The following is a 16763-nucleotide window of genomic DNA, read 5'->3' as shown; positions in this document are numbered from 1 at the left end:
TTGACGGACCGGGGTTGTTAGCGCTCACACTGTGTCGGCTCGCACAGCGGCGGGCCTGCGCGCCTTCGGGTCGCAGATGTCTCGAAGGAGAGATGTGGCAGTGAACAAGAAGCTCGGGCTGACCGCCCTGGGCGCAGCGATGGCGATCGGTCTCACGGCCTGCGGTGGCGAGGGTGCCGGCGCTGCCAGTGGCGAGGCGCCCGCTGCGACTGCGGCCCCCGAGGAGCTGACCATCGGCGTCTCGATGCCGACGCAGACCTCCGAGCGCTGGATCGCCGACGGCAACGCCGTCAAGTCCCAGCTCGAGGAGGCCGGCTACAAGGTCGAGCTCCAGTACGCCAACGACGACATCCCCACCCAGGGCCAGCAGATCGACCAGATGCTGACCCAGGGCGCCGACCTGCTCATCGTGGCCGCGATCGACGGCACCGCGCTGAGCAGCCAGCTGCAGGCCGCGGCCGACGCCAACGTCAAGGTCATCAGCTACGACCGGCTGATCCGCGAGACCGAGAACGTCGACTTCTACGTGAGCTTCGACAACTTCAAGGTCGGCGTCGCGCAGGGCACCGCGCTCCTCACCGGCCTCGGCGTCCTGAACGCCGACGGCTCCGCCGGCACCGCGACCGGGCCGTTCAACGTCGAGCTGTTCGCCGGCTCGCTGGACGACAACAACGCCGGGTTCTTCTTCGACGGCGCGATGTCGGTCATCCAGCCCAAGATCGACGACGGCACCCTCGTGGTGAAGTCGGGCCAGACGAGCATCGAGCAGGCCGCCACCCTGCGCTGGGCCCAGGAGACCGCCCAGAAGCGCATGGAGGACCTCCTCACCGGCAGCTACGCCGACGGCTCGAAGGTCCAGGGCGTCCTGTCGCCCTACGACGGCATCTCGCGCGGCATCATCACCGCCCTGCAGGGCAACGGCTACACCTCGCCGCTGCCGGTCGTCACCGGTCAGGACGCCGAGATCGCCTCGGTCAAGCTGATCAACGACGGTGTCCAGAGCTCGACGATCTTCAAGGACACCCGCGAGCTCGCCGCGCAGGCCGTCACCGCTGCGCAGGCCTTCCTCGAGGGCACGGAGCCGGAGGCCAACGACACCGAGACGTACAACAACGGCGTCAAGGTCGTCCCCTCCTACCTGCTCCCGGTGGAGACGGTCTACAAGGCCGACATCCAGTCCAAGCTGATCGACACCGGCTACTGGACGGCCGACGAGGTCGCCAAGGGCCAGTCGGACTGACGTAGGCGCGCCACTCGACCGGGCCCGGCAGCACGTCTGCCGGGCCCGGTCGCACCACCTCCCCCGGCCTCCGGCCGGGGCCACCCGGGCTGCCGGGCAATCGTGCTTCCAGGGCCGGGTGGCACGTCCCCGGCCCGCCCATCGGAGAGGTTGAGGACTACGGAGTCCATGAGCGACAACATCCTGGAGATGCGCTCCATCACCAAGACCTTCCCCGGCGTCAAGGCGCTGAGCGAGGTCTCGCTGCAGGTGCGGCGCGGTGAGGTCCACGCGATCTGTGGCGAGAACGGCGCCGGCAAGTCGACGCTGATGAAGGTGCTCTCCGGCGTCTACGGCGCGGGGACCTACGAGGGCGAGATCGTCTTCGACGGCGAGGTGCAGCGGTTCTCCGGCATCCGCGACAGCGAGGACAAGGGGATCGTGATCATCCACCAGGAGCTCGCGCTGGTCCCCTACCTGTCCATCGCCGAGAACATGTTCCTGGGCAACGAGCGCAAGGGCCGCGGCGGCCTGATCGACTGGAACAAGGCCAACGCCGACGCCGCCGCGCTGCTCGAGGAGGTCGGCCTGGCGGAGAACGCCGTGACCCCGGTCGGTTCCCTGGGCGTGGGCAAGCAGCAGCTGGTCGAGATCGCCAAGGCGCTGTCGAAGGACGTGAAGCTGCTCATCCTCGACGAGCCCACCGCCGCGCTGAACGACGACGACTCCGCGCACCTGCTGGACCTGCTGCGCCGGCTGCGTGACCGCGGCATCACCTCGATCATCATCTCGCACAAGCTCAACGAGATCGTGGCGATCGCGCAGAGCACCACGATCATCCGGGACGGCCGCACCGTGGAGACGCTCGACATGAGCGCCCCCGACGTGGACACCGACCGGATCATCCGCGGCATGGTCGGCCGTGACCTGGAGTCCTACTACCCCGACCGCGTGTCGCACCCGGGCGAGGAGGTGCTCCGTCTGGAGGGCTGGACGGTCCGGCACCCCAGCCAGGACCGCCTCGTCGTCGACCACGCCGACCTCAACGTCCGCGCCGGTGAGGTCATCGGCATCGCCGGCCTCATGGGCGCCGGCCGCACCGAGCTGGCGATGAGCGTCTTCGGCCGCTCCTACGGCCGGTACGAGTCCGGCAAGATCTTCGTGCACGGCCGTGAGGTCAAGGCGCGCAGCGTCTCCGAGGCCATCGACGCCGGCATCGCCTACGCCACCGAGGACCGCAAGAAGTACGGCCTCAACCTGATCGAGGACATCCGGCGCAACGTCTCGGCCGCCGGGCTGGCCAAGCTCGCCAAGGGCGGCTGGGTCAACGGCAACGAGGAGACCAAGGTCGCCGAGGACAGCCGGCGCGACATGAACATCAAGGCACCCAGCGTGTCCTCGATCGTCGGCAAGCTGTCCGGTGGCAACCAGCAGAAGGTCGTGCTGTCCAAGTGGCTGTTCACCGACCCTGACGTGCTGATCCTCGACGAGCCCACCCGCGGCATCGACGTCGGCGCCAAGTACGAGATCTACACGATCATCAACAAGCTGGTGGCGGCCGGGAAGGCCGTCATCATCATCTCGTCCGAGCTCCCTGAGCTGCTCGGCACCTGTGACCGCATCTACACGCTGTCGGCCGGCCGCATCACCGGCGAGCAGTCGGTGCACGAGGCCACGCAGGAGAGCCTCATGAAGCTGATGACCAAGGAGAGGGAGCTCGCAGCATGAGCACGTCCGTGGGTTCCGCCCAGACCAACAACACCCCGCCGGAGGTCCCCGACGCCGCGGCCAAGGCGACGAAGACGGGGACGAGCGACCTGCGCGACCTGCTCAGCCGCAACCTGCGGCAGAGCGGCATCTACATCGCGTTCTTCGCGGTCGTCGTGCTGTTCGCGGTGCTCACCGGCGGGACGTCGCTGAGCCCGGGCAACATCACCAACATCATCCTGCAGTACTCCTACGTGCTGGTGCTGGCCATCGGCATGGTCATCGTGATCATCGCCGGCCACATCGACCTCTCGGTCGGCTCGGTCGTCGCGCTCTCGGGTGCGGTCTCCGCCGTCCTGGTGATCAAGAACGGTGCCCCCTGGTGGGTCGGCATCCTGGCCGCGCTCGCCGTCGGCATCGCCGTGGGCATGTGGCAGGGCTTCTGGGTCGCCTACGTCGGCATCCCCGCGTTCATCGTGACCCTCGCCGGCATGCTGATCTTCCGTGGTGCCACCCAGCAGGTGCTGGCCAACACCTCGCTCTCGCCCTTCCCGGCGGAGTACCAGAAGGTGGCCAGCGGCTTCCTCAACGGCCTCCTCGGCGGCAACGGCTACGACGCGTTCACGCTGCTGATCGGTGCCCTCGCGGTCGCCGGCTACGCGGTCAGCGGCTTCCGCACCCGCGTCGCCCGGATCCGCTACAAGCAGCCGGTCGAGAGCTTCCCGCTCTTCATCGCCCGGGTCGTGCTCGTCGCCGTCGTCGTCATGGCCTTCGCCTGGCAGCTGGCCCACGCCCGTGGCCTGCCGATCGTGCTGATCATCCTCGGCGTGCTGATCCTGGCCTACTCGACGATCACCAAGCGCTCGGTCTTCGGGCGTCAGGTCTACGCCATCGGCGGCAACCTGGCCGCGGCGACGCTGTCCGGCGTCAAGGTGAAGGTCGTCAACTTCTGGATCTTCGTCAACATGGGCTTCCTGGCCGCAGTCGCGGGGATCATCTTCTCCTCGCGTTCCAACGGTGCCCAGCCCGGCGCGGGCAACAGCTTCGAGCTCGACGCCATCGCGGCGGCCTTCATCGGTGGCGCTGCCGTCACCGGTGGTGTCGGCACCGTGGTCGGCGCGATGGTCGGTGGTCTGCTCGTCGGCGTCATGAGCAACGGCATGCAGCTCATGGGCGTCGAGCAGCAGATCCAGTCGGTCGTGAAGGGGCTCGTGCTGCTCCTGGCCGTCGCCTTCGACGTCTACAACAAGCGGCGCGCCGGCTCCTCCCGCTGAGGTAGCGAGCAGTTCCACCGGCGGGGGGCGGCACCGTTGCCGCCCCCCACACCGGGGGCGGCAACGGTGCCGCCTCCTCGGAGGGGAGATCCGTGCTGCCCGAGGGAGTGCCCCGCGCTCTGGGCCTGTCCGACGTCGCCGCACGCGCCGGCGTCTCGCACCAGACGGTCTCGCGGGTGGTCAACGGCCACCCCAACGTGGCGCCGTCGACCCGGGAGCGCGTCCAGCAGGCCATCGCCGAGCTGGGCTACCGGCCCAACGCGGCCGCCCGCGCCCTGGTCACCGGGTCCACCCGCACGCTGGGGCTGGTGACCTCGCACATCAACCAGTACGGGCCGGCGCAGACCCTGCTCGGACTGGAGAAGGCCGCCCGGGCGGCCGGGTACTCGCTCAGCGTCGCCGTCCTGGACGAGGACAGCGAGGTGGCGATGCGCGAGGCGGTCGACCGCTTCGTCGCCCAGTCGGTCGACGCGGTCATCGCGCTGTCCACCTACGGCCAGGCGGTCGAGGCGCTGCGGCGCTTCGAGTCGCCGGTGCCGTTGATCGCCGTCCAGGTGGGGCGGGACGACTCCCGGCCCACCGTCTGGGTCGACCAGGAGGTCGGGGGAGCACTGGCCACCCGGCACCTGCTCGAGCTCGGGCACCGCACGGTGCACCACGTCACCGGGCCCCCGGACTCCATGGAGGCCCGCGGCCGCCTGCTCGGGTGGCGTGCGGAGCTGCTGGCCGCTGGCGCGCCCGTGCCGGAGGTCGTGTGCGGCGACTGGTGGCCGCAGTCGGGGTTCGACGCCGGCCGTGAGCTGGCCGCCCGGCTGCTCAGCGGCACCGGGCCCGAGGTCACCGCCGTCTTCGTGGCCAACGACCAGATGGCGCTGGGGCTGCTCAACGCCCTGCACGTCGCCGGGCTGTCGGTGCCCGACGACGTCAGCGTGGTCGGCTTCGACGACGTCCCGGAGGCCGGCTACTTCACCCCGGCACTCACCACGGTGCGGCAGGACTTCGCCGAACTGGGGCGGCGCGGCGTCCAGCTGGTGCTGGCCCGGCTGCGCGGTCAGGCCGCCGAGGCCGAGCCGGTGCTGCCCCGGCTGGTGGTCCGCAGCACGACCGGTCCTGCTCGCCCGCGAGGGTGACCCGGGCGTTTGACCAACCTGTTGTTAGCGCTAACAATCGACACCCGTGCCGCGGCCCCGCGGCCCTCCTGATCGCTGAGACCAGCCCATCACCGGTGGGCGGGGAAGGACGCCTCACATGGCGATGGACGCTGGCGCGGCGATCACCTCCGGCCGCACGGCCCTGGGGATCGAGCTCGGCTCGACCCGCATCAAGGCGGTGCTGATCGGTCCCGACCACGCACCGCTGGCCGTCGGCAGCTCCGACTGGGAGAACCAGCTGGTCGACCGGGTCTGGACCTACTCGCTGGACGCCGTCTGGGCCGGTCTGCGGGAGAGCGTCGCGGCCCTGGCCGAGGACGTGCGGCGCCGCCACGGGGTCGAGCTGGCCGGCGTCGGCGCGCTCGGGGTCTCGGCGATGATGCACGGCTACCTGGCCTTCGACGCCGATGGCGAGCTGCTCACGCCCTTCCGCACCTGGCGCAACACCCACACCGGCCGGGCGACCGAGCGGCTGTCGGCGGAGTTCGGCGTCAACATCCCGCACCGGTGGAGCGTGGCCCACCTGTTCCAGGCCGTGCTCGACCGGGAGGAGCACGTCGCCCGGATCGACCACCTGACCACCCTCGCCGGCTACGTGCACTGGCAGCTGACCGGGGAGAAGGTGCTCGGGGTCGGGGACGCCAGCGGCATGTTCCCCATCGACGCCGCCACCGGCGGGTACGACGCCACCATGCTCGCCCGCTTCGACCAGCTGGCGACCGAGGCCGGCGCCCCGCTGGACCTGGCCGGGCTGCTGCCGGCCGTCGCGGTCGCCGGCCGGCCCGCCGGCACGCTGACCGAGTCCGGTGCCCGGCTGCTGGACCCGACCGGGTGGCTGCGCCCCGGCGTCCCGATGTGCCCGCCCGAGGGCGACGCCGGCACCGGCATGGTCGCCACCAACTCCGTGGCGCCGCGCACCGGCAACGTCTCGGCCGGGACGTCGATCTTCGCGATGGTCGTGCTCGAGGGCGGCCTGGGCGGCGTGCACCGCGAGCTCGACCTGGTCACCACGCCGGCCGGCGACCCGGTCGCGATGGTGCACTGCAACAACGGCGCCAGCGAGCTCGACGCCTGGGCCGGCCTCTTCGGCCAGTTCGCCCGGGCGCTGGGTGCCGAGGCCGACTCCGCGACGGTGTTCCGCACGCTGTTCACCGCAGCGCTCGACGGCGCCGGCGACGGTGGCGGGATGCTGGCCTACAACTACCTCTCCGGCGAGCCGATCACCGAGCTGGAGGAGGGCCGCCCGCTCTTCCTGCGGTCTCCGGACAGCCCGCTGGACCTCGGTTCCTTCATGCGCACCCACCTGTACTCGTCGCTGGCCACGCTGCGCATCGGCATGGACGTGCTGCAGAAGGCCGAGGGCGTGCGGCTGGACCGGATGTTCGCCCACGGCGGTCTGTTCAAGACCGAGGGCGTGGCCCAGCGGTTCCTGGCCGCCGCGATCGACACCCCGGTCTCGGTCGGGGACGTCGCGGCCGAGGGCGGTGCCTGGGGCATCGCCGTCCTGGCCGCCTTCTCCGCCGCCGGGCCCGCGCCGGAGCAGAGCCTCGCCGACCACCTGGACACCGCGGTCTTCGCCGGCACGAGCCTGCAGACCGTGGAGCCCGACCCCGCCGACGTCGCGGGCTTCGACGCCTTCATGCAGCGGTACCTGGCCGGCCTCCCGGTCGAGCAGGCCGCGGTCGAGCACGTGGCCGTCGGGACCCCGACCACCACCCCCGAGACACAGGAGCAGCCGGCATGACCGCCCCCACCGAGCACGGGACCCACCAGGCGCAGCGCGAGCACGTCGCCCACCTGCACTCGTACCTCACCCGCTACGAGCTGGTCACCTGGACCTCGGGCAACGTGTCCGAGCGGGTGCCCGGCGAGGACCTGTTCGTCATCAAGGGCAGCGGCGTCGAGTACGACGACCTGACCTGGGAGGGCGTCACCGTCTGCGACCTCGACGGCAACGCCGTCGACGGCGTCAAGGCGCCCTCCTCGGACACCGATGCGCACGCCTACGTGTACCGCAACATGCCCGAGGTCAACGGCCAGGTGCACACGCACAGCACCTACGCCGCGGCCTGGGCGGCCCGGCACGAGGAGATCCCCTGCGTGCTCACGGCCATGGCCGACGAGTTCGGCGGGCCGATCCCGGTCGGGCCGTTCGCGCTCATCGGCGACGACTCCATCGGCCAGGGCATCGTCGAGACCCTCCAGGGGCACCGCTCACCCGCGGTGCTCATGAAGAACCACGGCGTCTTCACCATCGGGCCCTCGGCCAAGGCAGCGGTCAAGGCCGCCGTCATGACCGAGGACGTCGCCCGCACCGTGCACCTCTCCCGCCAGCTGGGGGAGCCCGAGCCCATCGCGCAGGCGGACATCGACTCGCTGTACGCGCGCTATCAGAACGTCTACGGACAGCGATGACCTCGAAGGAGCACCACGTGGCATTCGAAGGCCAGGAGATCTGGTTCCTCACCGGCAGCCAGGGGCTGTACGGGGAGGAGACCCTCCAGCAGGTGGCGGAGCAGTCCCAGCGGGTCGCCGAGACCCTGGACGGCGCTCCCGACGTCCCGGTGCGGGTCGTCTGGAAGCCGGTCCTCACCGACTCCGGCGCGATCCGGTCGATGATGGGTGCGGCGAACGAGGACCCGAACTGCCTCGGCGTCATCACCTGGATGCACACCTTCTCCCCGGCGAAGATGTGGATCAGCGGGCTCGACGCGCTGCGCAAGCCGCTGCTGCACCTGCACACCCAGGCCGACGCGGCGCTGCCGTGGTCGACCATCGACATGGACTTCATGAACCTCAACCAGGCCGCCCACGGCGACCGGGAGTACGGGTTCATGCTCACCCGGCTGCGCACCCCGCGCACGACCGTGGCCGGCCACGCGGGCAGCCCCCGGGTGCAGGCCCGCGTCGGCTCGTGGGCCCGCGCCGCCGCCGGTGCCGCCGCCGCCCGTGGCCTCAAGCTGGCCCGGTTCGGCGACAACATGCGCAACGTCGCGGTGACCGAGGGCGACAAGGTCGAGGCCGAGATCCGCTTCGGCATGTCGGTCAACACCTGGGGCGTCAACGACCTGGTCGAGGTCGTCGAGCGCGTGGGCGACTCCGCCGTCGACGCCGTGATCGCCGAGTACGGCGACCTGTACGACATGGCCGACGACCTGCGTCCCGGTGGCGAGCGGCACGACAGCGTCCGTTACCAGGCGCGGATCGAGGTCGCCCTGCGGTCGTTCCTCGAGGACGGCGGCTTCGGCGCGTTCACCACCAACTTCGAGGACCTCGGCGGGCTCCGCCAGCTGCCCGGCCTCGCCGTCCAGCGGCTGATGGCCGACGGGTACGGCTTCGGTGGCGAGGGCGACTGGAAGACCTCGGCGCTGCTGCGCGTGCTCAAGGTCGCCGCCCAGGGCCTGCCCGGTGGCACGTCCTTCATGGAGGACTACACCTACGACCTGGCCTCCGACGTCCCGAAGATCCTCGGCGCGCACATGCTCGAGGTGTGCCCCTCGATCGCCGGTGGGAAGCCGAGCCTGGAGGTGCACCCGCTGGGCATCGGCGGCCGCGAGGACCCGGCCCGCCTGGTCTTCACCGCCGCGCCCGCCGCCGGCATCACGATCGGCTGGTCGGACCTGGGTGACCGGTTCCGCTGGGTGGCCAACGAGATCGACGTCGTCGAGCCCTCCGAGCCGCTGCCGAACCTGCCGGTCGCCCGCGCCGTCTGGGAGCCCCGGCCGGACTTCGAGACCGCCACCGAGGGCTGGCTGACCGCCGGCGGGCCGCACCACACGGTGCTGTCCACCCAGCTGGGTGCCGACGAGCTCACCGACCTGGCCGAGGTCTTCCAGACCGAGCTGGTCGTCATCGACGCCGACACCACCCGGCGCTCGCTCGCCAAGGAGCTGCGCTGGAGCGCGGCCTACCACCGGCTGGCGCAGCGCCTCTGAACTCCGGTCACCCGCGGTGGCACCCCCCGAGCGGCCGCGGGTGACCGGACCCCACCTCGACGCCCCGACCAGCACCTGCTGGCCGGGGCGTCGTCACGTGGTCGGCCGTGCGGTGGCGGGGGACCGGTCACTCGGTCGAGATCGTGGCGAGCGTGTTGAGGCCGGTGGCCAGCAGCTGGTGGCGCACCACCGAGTCGGTGACGGTGACGTGCAGCCGGTTGCCCAGGCGTCGCTGCCGCTCCGCCATGTGCCGCAGCAGGTTCAGCGCCGCCGCGCTGAGCAGCGTCGCGGCACGCAGGTCCACGTGCCGCGGCCAGGAGGCGGGACGCTCCAGGAGCCGGTAGCGGCTCACGGTGTCCTTGGTGACCTCGCCGGTGAAGACCAGCACCGGCCCGCGGGCGTCACGGTCGGCGCTGATGTACCCCGGCGTGGCCTCGCGCAGCGCGCGGGACGACGGCCCGGCCTCGGCGCGGGACCCGCCCCGGGACCCGGTGAGCATGTCGATCACCTGCTCGGCCGGGAGGCCGTGGCGGTGGATGAGCGTGTCCAGCTCGACGGCGGCACGCGCGGGGGAGATGCGGTACCGCTCGACGAGGATGCCGATCGCGATGCCGGTCACCAGGTCAGGCCGACCTGCGCCCATGGGGTCGGCGGTCGGTGCGGGACCTGCGTCGGCGGTCCGGTCGGGGCCCTCGTCGGTCGGCGGTGCCACCGGGACGGCGGCGCCGGTCGTCTCGGTCGGCGTCATGGCCAGCTGATGCCCGGTGGGGACGTGTGCACACCCCTCATTCGTCACCGTCTGGTCTCGTGACGGCGGGGAGGGCCACGGCTCCAGGTGGTCCGGACCCGCACGCCGGTGCTGCACCATGTGCCGGGTGGACGCGTGGTCGGTGCGGGCCTCGTGGCGGCAGCTGGCAGTCCTGATGGGGGCGCTGATCTGGTCCTGATCGGCCCGGCCCGGCCCGCCTGCAGCGGCGGACAGACCCGCTCCGCGGCACCGGTCGCTGACCGCCGCGGCAGCAGCGGGACGCCGGCTGGACGCGGAGCCGCGCTGGTCCGGGTGGCCGGGACGCGGCACCGGACCCCCGCGACGGTGCGGTCAGCCGGGCACGTGTCGCGGTCCCTGGTCGGCAGAGGGGGAGCCGGGCCGGCGGTCAGCGGGCGGTGAGCACCACGGGCAGGTCGGCCAGGCCGCGGATGACGAACTCGGGACGGCGCACGGCCGGGGCGCCGAGCTCGAGGGACGACGTCCGGCGCAGCAGCGCCCCGAAGGAGGCCTGCAGCTCGACCCGGGCCAGCGGCGCACCGATGCAGAAGTGCACGCCCGCGCCGAAGGTGATGTGCGGGTTGTCGGTGCGGCCGACGTCGAGGGTGTCCGGGTCGGTGAACACCTGCGGGTCGCGGTTGCCCGCGCCGAGCAGGGCGGCGATCTTCTGCCCGCGCTCGACGGTGATGCCGCCGATCGCGACGTCCTCGGTCGCGGTGCGCTCGAACAGCTGCAGCGGGGAGTCGAAGCGCATCAGCTCCTCGATCGCCGTGGGCAGCAGGGCCGGTTCGTCGCGGAGCCGCTGCAGCTGGTCGGGGTTCTGGAGCAGCGCCAGCAGGCCGTTGCCGCTGACGTTGACCGTCGCCTCGTGGCCGGCGTTGAGCAGCAGGATGCAGGTGGTGACCAGCTCGTCCTCGGTCAGCTTGTCGCCGTCGGAGTCGCGCACGGTGACCAGGTGGCTGAGCAGGTCGTCCCCGGGGGCCAGCCGGCGCTGTGCGGCCAGCTCGCGCAGGTAGGCCACGAACTCGGCGGCGGCGCGCTCGGCGTCGTCCTCGGTGGCCGTCGTCCGGCCGTACTCGTACATCTTCACGATCGCGTTGGACCACGGCCGCAGCAGCGGCCGGTCGGCGGCCGGGACGCCGAGCAGCTCGGCGATCACCGCGACGGGCAGCTCCTCGGCCATCCCGGACAGGACGTCGACCGGTGTCCGCCCCGCCGACCGCTCCACCAGCCCGTCGACGAGGGAGTCGGCCAGCTCCTGCACCCAGGGCCGCAGCCGCTCGACGTGCCCGCGGGCGAACGCGGCGCTGATCAGCCGCCGCAGCCGGGTGTGGGTGGGCGGCTCCATCTCCAGGATGGCGTTGCGGTGGATCAGGTTGAAGCTCTCGAACCGCTGCGCCGGCTCCTTGTCCGACCAGATCCGCCCCAGCCGCCGGTCCCGCAGGACGGCGTTGGACTCCGCGTGCGTGAACGCCAGCCAGATGCCCATGCCCTCGTGCCACTGCACCGGCGCCTGCGCGCGGGCCGCGGCGAACGCGGGGTAGGGGTCGGCGACGACCGCGGGGTCGGTGAGGTCCAGCGGCGGGGGCGCGAGCGTCACGGCCGGAGCCTACGGACCGGTCCCGGCGGCCCGGCTCGGCACGAGATCCCGGACCGGGCCGCATAGCCTGGAGCGCATGGCCCGTACCGCGACCCGTCGTCCCGCTGCCGCCCCCGTGGCCGAGGGCGAGATCAACCCGAAGGCCCCCTGCCCCTGTGGCTCCGGCCGCCGCTACAAGCACTGCCACGGCTCGGGCTACGCCCAGCCCGTGCTGCGCCCGTTCGAGGGCCTGCCCGGCGAGCCCGACTGGGTGGCGATGCGTGAGCTGGTCCCCGCCGCCACGGCGACCCTGACCACCACCGAGGGCCGCGCGGTCACCCTGGCCAGCGTGCTGCCCGGCGCCGTCCCGGCCCTGGTGCGCGCCAACGGCGAGATCCTGCTCGGCGTCCAGCTGCCCACCTCCTCCGACGACGTCAGCCGTGACCTCGGGACGGCGCTGGCCGCCGCCCTGCAGGCCCCCGCCGGCGCCCCGGTCGACCCGGGCCCGATCGGGGGCGCGGGCTCGGCCGGCCCGCGGCTGCAGGAGCTGCTCGACCTCTCCGCGCCCTTCGAGGTCACCGTGCACGACGACTTCGGCTTCTGGCTGGAGGGCGCCGAGCTCGACGCCGCCACCCGGGCCGGGCTCGAGCAGGCCAACGAGATGGTCATGCCCACCGTGCGGCTGGCCGGGCTCGAGGCCGCCTACTGGTGCCGCCCCAGCACCGACCGCGCGCACGTGCGGTGGGCCCGCCCCGAGCCGGAGGAGGCGCTGCTCGACGCGCTGGCCCGGCTGTCGGCGGCCGAGCAGCTGACCCTGGGGGAGGGCACCCGCTACGCCGGCGCCTTCCGTGCGCTGGGCCTCGTCGTCCCGGTGTGGGACGTCCCGGCCGAGACCCCGGGTGCCGACTGGTCCGGCCCCGCGGCCGAGCTGGACGCCCGGCTGACCGAGGCGCTGGCCGTGACCGACCCGCTGACCAGCGACGAGCGCCGCGCCCGCGCCGGCCTGCTCTCCCGCCAGGTCACCCTGCGCTGACGCCCGGACGGTGATCAGGTCACCTGATCACCGTCTGGCCCACCTCACCAGCGTTGCTGAGGTAGGCCAATTTCTGATCAGGTGACCTGATCAGAGACTCGTCCTCCTGCACCTCCGCAGCTGCGGGAGGACGGACGTCGATCAGGTCACCTGGTCGGACGTGCGGGAACCGGGGACCGCCGGCGGGCGACTGTCCGGGGGTGCGGCGGCGGCCCGGCCACCGGCCTACCGTGGGGACCGCACGCAGGACTGAGGAGGACGACGGTGGGCGAGCACAACATGGGCGGCATGGGCGGCGACATGGGCGGCATGCACATGCACGTCCCGGAGCTGCCGCCGACGCTGGGCCGGGTGCTCGCGCTGGACATGGGCGCCGCCTCGCCGGTCGCCTGGCTGGCCGTCCTGCTGGCCGTGGGCTACGCGGTCGGGCTGCTGCGGCTGCGGCAGCGCGGCGTGCGCTGGTCGCCGCTGCGCACGCTGGCCTGGATGGCCGGCTGCGCGAGCCTGTTCTGGGTCACCGCCAGCGGCCTGCAGTCCTACGGCATGGCGCTGTTCAGCCTGCACATGATCCAGCACATGGTGCTGACCATGATCACGCCGCTGATGCTGCTCATGGGCGCCCCGGTCACGCTGGCGCTGCGGGCGCTGCCGGCCGACCAGGGCCTGGCGGGCATGCCCCGGCGGCTGCTGCTCACCGGGCTGCACAGCCGGCTCGGGCAGGCGGTCTCCTCACCGCTGTTCACCGTGCCGCTGTTCATCGCCAGCCTCTACGGCGTCTACTTCACCCCGGTCTTCGACGACCTGATGGCGACGACGCCCGGGCACACGTTCATGCTGCTGCACTTCCTGGCCACCGGGATGCTCTTCTTCGGCCCGATCCTGGCGATCGACCCGTGGCCGCGCCGCTCCGGTCACGGCGGCCGGATGCTCGAGCTGCTGCTGCCCGCGCCGTTCCACGCCTTCTTCGGCGTCATCGTGATGATGAGCAACACCGAGCTGCTCACCAGCTTCGCCACCCCGCCGGCGTCCTGGGGCATCGACCCGCTGTTCGACCAGGGCTCGGCCGGCGGCATCGCGTGGTCCTTCGGTGAGTTCCCGACCGTGCTGGTGCTGGCCGTGGTGTTCTTCCAGTGGGCCAAGTCCGAGGAGCGGTCGAACAAGGCGGCCGACCGGGTCCGCGACCGCGCCATCGCCCGCGGCGAGAGCGGCGACGACCCGGCCCTGGTCGCCTACAACGAGCGCCTGCGCCGGATGGCCGCCCAGAACGGCTGAGGCGGAGTGGATCCGTCGCGGTCACCGCGACGGATCCACTCCGCTCAGGACGGACGGCGGCTGCGCGGGTGGTCGGCGGCCTGCAGGGCCTCGACCAGGTCGGCGCGGGCGCGGGCCACGCGGGAGCGGATGGTGCCGATCGGGCAGCCCACCACCTCCGCGGCCTCGGCGTAGGGGAGCCCGATCAGCTGGGTGAGCACGAACGCCTCGCGTCGTTCCGGGTCCAGCCGGTCGAGCACGTCCTGCGCCGCGACCGTGCCGCCGACCTCGTCGGCGGGGGCGTCCCGCTCGAGCGCGGCCAGGTCGGTGTCGTCGGCGACCAGCACCAGGCCGCGCCGCTTCCGGCTGCGCAGGTGGTCGGCGCAGACCCGGCGGGCGATCGACAGCAGCCAGGTGCGCAGCGACGACCGGCCCTCGAAGCCGGCGAGGGCGGGCAGCGCCCGCAGGTAGGTCTCCTGGGTGAGGTCCTCGGCCACCTGACGGTCGGCCAGGTGGACGCACAGCCGCCACACGTCGGCCTGCGTCTCCCGGATCAGCGCCGCCTGCGCTGCCGGGTCGCCCTGGGCGGCACGGGCCGCCAGGTCCTCCAGCTGCCCCACCTACGGCCTCCCGGGAACTCATCACCTGTCGTGGGCGACTATGCCAGCGTGCACTGTGAACCGTTTCGCGAGGCCGTCTCGGCCGGGCTGGACGGCGAGCCGCTGGAGATGTCCCAGGAGCGGCTGGACGCCCACCTCGCCGGCTGCCCGGCCTGCCGGAGCTGGGCCGACACCGCCGCCGAGGTGACCCGCCGGGCCCGGCTGGCCCCGGCGGCCGCCGTGCCCGACGTCACGGCCGCGGTGCTCGCCCGGCTGCCCGAGGGGGGCCGGGCGGTGGGACGGCGGCGCCGGGTGACCGACGCCGCGCTCCGCGGGGCCCTGCTGGTCGTCGGGATCGGCCAGCTCGCCGTCGCGTGGCCGGCGCTGACCGGCGCGATGGACATGGCGGGCTCGGTGCACCTCTCGCACGAGACCGGCGCGTGGAACCTCGGGCTGGCCGTGTGCTTCCTCGGCGTCGCCGCGCTGCCCCGGCTGGCCCCGGGTTCGCTGCCGTTCCTGCTGTCGTTCACGGCGCTGCTCAGCTTCGTGACCGTCCGCGACCTGGGCGCCGGGCACGTGCACGGCGGCCGGGCCACCGGCCACCTGCTGCTGCTGGCCGGCGCCGTCCTGGTGAGCGTGCTGGCCTTCCGCGGCCGCGCCACCCGCACCGGCCCGCGGCCGGCCGACACGGTCCGGTGGGCCCGGTGGCGCGTCGCGGCCGGCAGCACCGCCCCGGCGACGGTCAGCCGGACGGGGCCGTGGCCGGGCGACGCGGTCGCCTCCGACGGTCACCAGCAGGCGGCCTGACCGCCGCGGTCACCGGTTGCGCATGAGGCCGATCGCGTGGTCGGTCCAGAAGGTGCCCGCCTCAGGGCCGCCGTTGCAGGTGCCGTCGGACTCCCCGGGCCGCTTGATCCACAGGTAGGCGTCCACGCCGGCCTGACCGGTCACGCCGGTGGGGCGCTCGCCGATCGCGCGGCCGGTCGGGTTGCACCAGTGGGTGCCGGGGCCGCGGCCGTTGCGGCTGGTGTCGACGACGAAGTGCGCGCCGCCCAGTGCTGCGGCCACCGTCCTCCCGTAGGCCAGGTTGCTCGCGGTGGTCTCGAAGTTGGAGACGTTGAGGGCGAAGCCGTCGGCCTTCGCGACGCCCGCGGTGCGCAGCCGGTCGGCCATCACCCCGGCCGGGATCCAGGTGGGGTTGCCGGCGTCGAGGTAGGTGTGGGTGCCCGGGTTGGCCTCCAGCACGCTGACCGCTCGGTCGAGCATCGCGTACCGCTGGGCGGTGTCGCCGCACAGCTGGGCGAGGGCGTCGGGCTCGACGACGACGACCGCCTCTGCGGTCCCGATGCCGGCGGCGACCTGGGCGATCCACCGGTCGTACGCCTCCACCGACCCGGCCCCGCCGGCGGAGTACTGGCCGCAGTCCCGGCCGGGGATGTCGTAGGCGACGAAGACCGGCATGCTGCCGGCGGCCTGCGCCGCGCGCACCGTCGTCCGGACCGTCTCGGCGACGTCCCCGCTCCACCCACCCAGCCACAGCGTGGTGGGCACCTGGGCGAGCTCGCGCAGCAGCGCGGCGTCCGCGGCGCTGCGGCCGCCGGCCTGTGCCGCCTGCGCGGCACCGGTGTTCGGGCCGTAGAAGGTGGCCCCCGCCAGCGGGCTGGCCGCCGACCGGGTGACCGGCCCAGCGGCGGCCGGGGCCGTGCTCGCGGGGGCCGTGCTCGTCGGGGCGTTCGTCGTCGGGACCTCGCTCGCCGTGGCGGTGCTCCTCGGCGCCGTGGCGGGTGCCGTGCCGGCGGGCGCCGTGCTGGTCCGGGCGGTGCCGGCCGGGGCCGTGCTCCTGGGCGCTGTGCCCGTGCCGGCGGCCCGGACCGGCGTGGTGCCGGCGGCCGGGGTGGGACGGGCAGCCGTGCTGCTCGCCGGGGCGGCCGGCGCCGGGACGGGTGCTCCGCCCGTCCCGGCCGGGAGCGCGGCGGCGTGCGACGGGGTGCCGGCCGGGACCGCCGGGGCGGGGGCGGCGGCGGTCGGTCCCCCTCCGACGACCTGGGCGCCGACGGTCCCGCCGGTCAGGGCGAGGACGAGGGCGCCGGAGGCGAGGACCCCGCGCAGCAGCGGGCGGCCGGGGAGACGTGCGCAGCGCTTCATCGGCACGAACGGTAGCTGTCTGTCAGCTACTGACCACGCGCTGCTCTGAGCCTGGGAGCGTCCCGCTTGACCACGCCCCCGTGGTGTGCCTCCGGCGCCGCCGC

At 73.1% G+C, this 16763-nt stretch carries 14 protein-coding genes; 10 read left to right on the top strand and 4 right to left on the bottom strand.

All coding sequences use genetic code 11. The features are described from left to right. The first annotated feature begins 94 nt into the window (after positions 1-94). From chvE to araA, 7 genes are all read left to right on the top strand, one after another. Positions 95-1240 (top strand): multiple monosaccharide ABC transporter substrate-binding protein, encoded by a 1146-nt coding sequence (gene chvE, locus O2W14_RS19205; RefSeq protein ID WP_269177736.1) that lies wholly within the window; start codon positions 95-97, stop codon positions 1238-1240. Positions 1241-1408: 168 nt separating this feature from the next. Then, positions 1409-2947 carry a multiple monosaccharide ABC transporter ATP-binding protein gene (gene mmsA, locus O2W14_RS19200; RefSeq protein ID WP_269177735.1) on the top strand — a complete coding sequence of 513 codons (1539 nt, stop codon included), beginning with the start codon at positions 1409-1411 and terminating at the stop codon, positions 2945-2947. Further along, on the top strand, positions 2944-4200 hold the full coding sequence (gene mmsB / locus O2W14_RS19195; protein ID WP_269177734.1) for a multiple monosaccharide ABC transporter permease: 1257 nt from the start codon (positions 2944-2946) through the stop codon (positions 4198-4200). Before mmsA ends, mmsB begins: the two co-directional genes overlap by 4 nt. Before the next feature lie 92 nt (positions 4201-4292). Further along, on the top strand, positions 4293-5330 hold the full coding sequence (locus O2W14_RS19190) for a LacI family DNA-binding transcriptional regulator (RefSeq protein WP_269177733.1): 1038 nt from the start codon (positions 4293-4295) through the stop codon (positions 5328-5330). A 118-nt stretch (positions 5331-5448) separates the two neighbouring features. Continuing rightward, the gene (locus O2W14_RS19185; RefSeq protein ID WP_269177732.1) at positions 5449-7095 is read left to right on the top strand and encodes a xylulokinase; all 1647 of its coding nucleotides are present in this window, start codon (positions 5449-5451) and stop codon (positions 7093-7095) included. Continuing rightward, complete coding sequence (locus O2W14_RS19180; RefSeq protein WP_269177731.1) at positions 7092-7766, top strand: L-ribulose-5-phosphate 4-epimerase; 675 nt, start codon at positions 7092-7094, stop codon at positions 7764-7766. The genes O2W14_RS19185 and O2W14_RS19180 overlap by 4 nt, the downstream gene beginning before the upstream one ends. A 17-nt stretch (positions 7767-7783) precedes the next feature. Next, positions 7784-9286 carry an L-arabinose isomerase gene (gene araA, locus O2W14_RS19175; RefSeq protein ID WP_269177730.1) on the top strand — a complete coding sequence of 501 codons (1503 nt, stop codon included), beginning with the start codon at positions 7784-7786 and terminating at the stop codon, positions 9284-9286. Between the two features lie 127 nt (positions 9287-9413). On the opposite strand, the gene O2W14_RS19170 is transcribed toward araA, so the two are convergent. Together O2W14_RS19170 and O2W14_RS19165 are read right to left on the bottom strand one after the other, a co-directional pair. Then, on the bottom strand, positions 9414-10034 hold the full coding sequence (locus O2W14_RS19170) for a hypothetical protein (protein WP_269177729.1): 621 nt from the start codon (positions 10032-10034) through the stop codon (positions 9414-9416). Positions 10035-10440: 406 nt separating this feature from the next. Then, positions 10441-11652 carry a cytochrome P450 gene (locus O2W14_RS19165; protein ID WP_269177728.1) on the bottom strand — a complete coding sequence of 404 codons (1212 nt, stop codon included), beginning with the start codon at positions 11650-11652 and terminating at the stop codon, positions 10441-10443. Between the two features lie 76 nt (positions 11653-11728). On the opposite strand from O2W14_RS19165, the gene O2W14_RS19160 reads away from it, so the two are divergent. Both O2W14_RS19160 and O2W14_RS19155 read left to right on the top strand, forming a co-directional pair. Beyond that, entirely contained in the window at positions 11729-12664 is a 936-nt protein-coding gene (locus O2W14_RS19160; protein ID WP_269177727.1) for a DUF5926 family protein, read from the top strand. 264 nt (positions 12665-12928) lie between these two features. Continuing rightward, the gene (locus O2W14_RS19155; protein WP_269177726.1) at positions 12929-13936 is read left to right on the top strand and encodes a cytochrome c oxidase assembly protein; all 1008 of its coding nucleotides are present in this window, start codon (positions 12929-12931) and stop codon (positions 13934-13936) included. A 44-nt stretch (positions 13937-13980) separates the two neighbouring features. On the opposite strand, the gene O2W14_RS19150 is transcribed toward O2W14_RS19155, so the two are convergent. After that, positions 13981-14535, bottom strand: coding sequence for a sigma-70 family RNA polymerase sigma factor (locus O2W14_RS19150; RefSeq protein ID WP_269177725.1), 555 nt, complete (start codon positions 14533-14535; stop codon positions 13981-13983). A 48-nt stretch (positions 14536-14583) separates the two neighbouring features. Between O2W14_RS19150 and O2W14_RS19145 the strand changes: the two genes are divergently transcribed. Further along, positions 14584-15321 (top strand): zf-HC2 domain-containing protein, encoded by a 738-nt coding sequence (locus O2W14_RS19145; RefSeq protein WP_269177724.1) that lies wholly within the window; start codon positions 14584-14586, stop codon positions 15319-15321. Positions 15322-15330: 9 nt separating this feature from the next. Here the strand turns inward: O2W14_RS19145 and O2W14_RS19140 are convergent, their stop codons facing one another. Next, positions 15331-16659 carry a glycoside hydrolase family 6 protein gene (locus O2W14_RS19140; RefSeq protein WP_269177723.1) on the bottom strand — a complete coding sequence of 443 codons (1329 nt, stop codon included), beginning with the start codon at positions 16657-16659 and terminating at the stop codon, positions 15331-15333. Positions 16660-16763 lie beyond the last annotated feature (104 nt).

This window comes from Modestobacter sp. VKM Ac-2986 (assembly GCF_026967795.1).
Lineage (GTDB): Bacteria > Actinomycetota > Actinomycetes > Mycobacteriales > Geodermatophilaceae > Modestobacter.
This window is presented reverse-complemented; position numbering and strand designations above follow the sequence as displayed.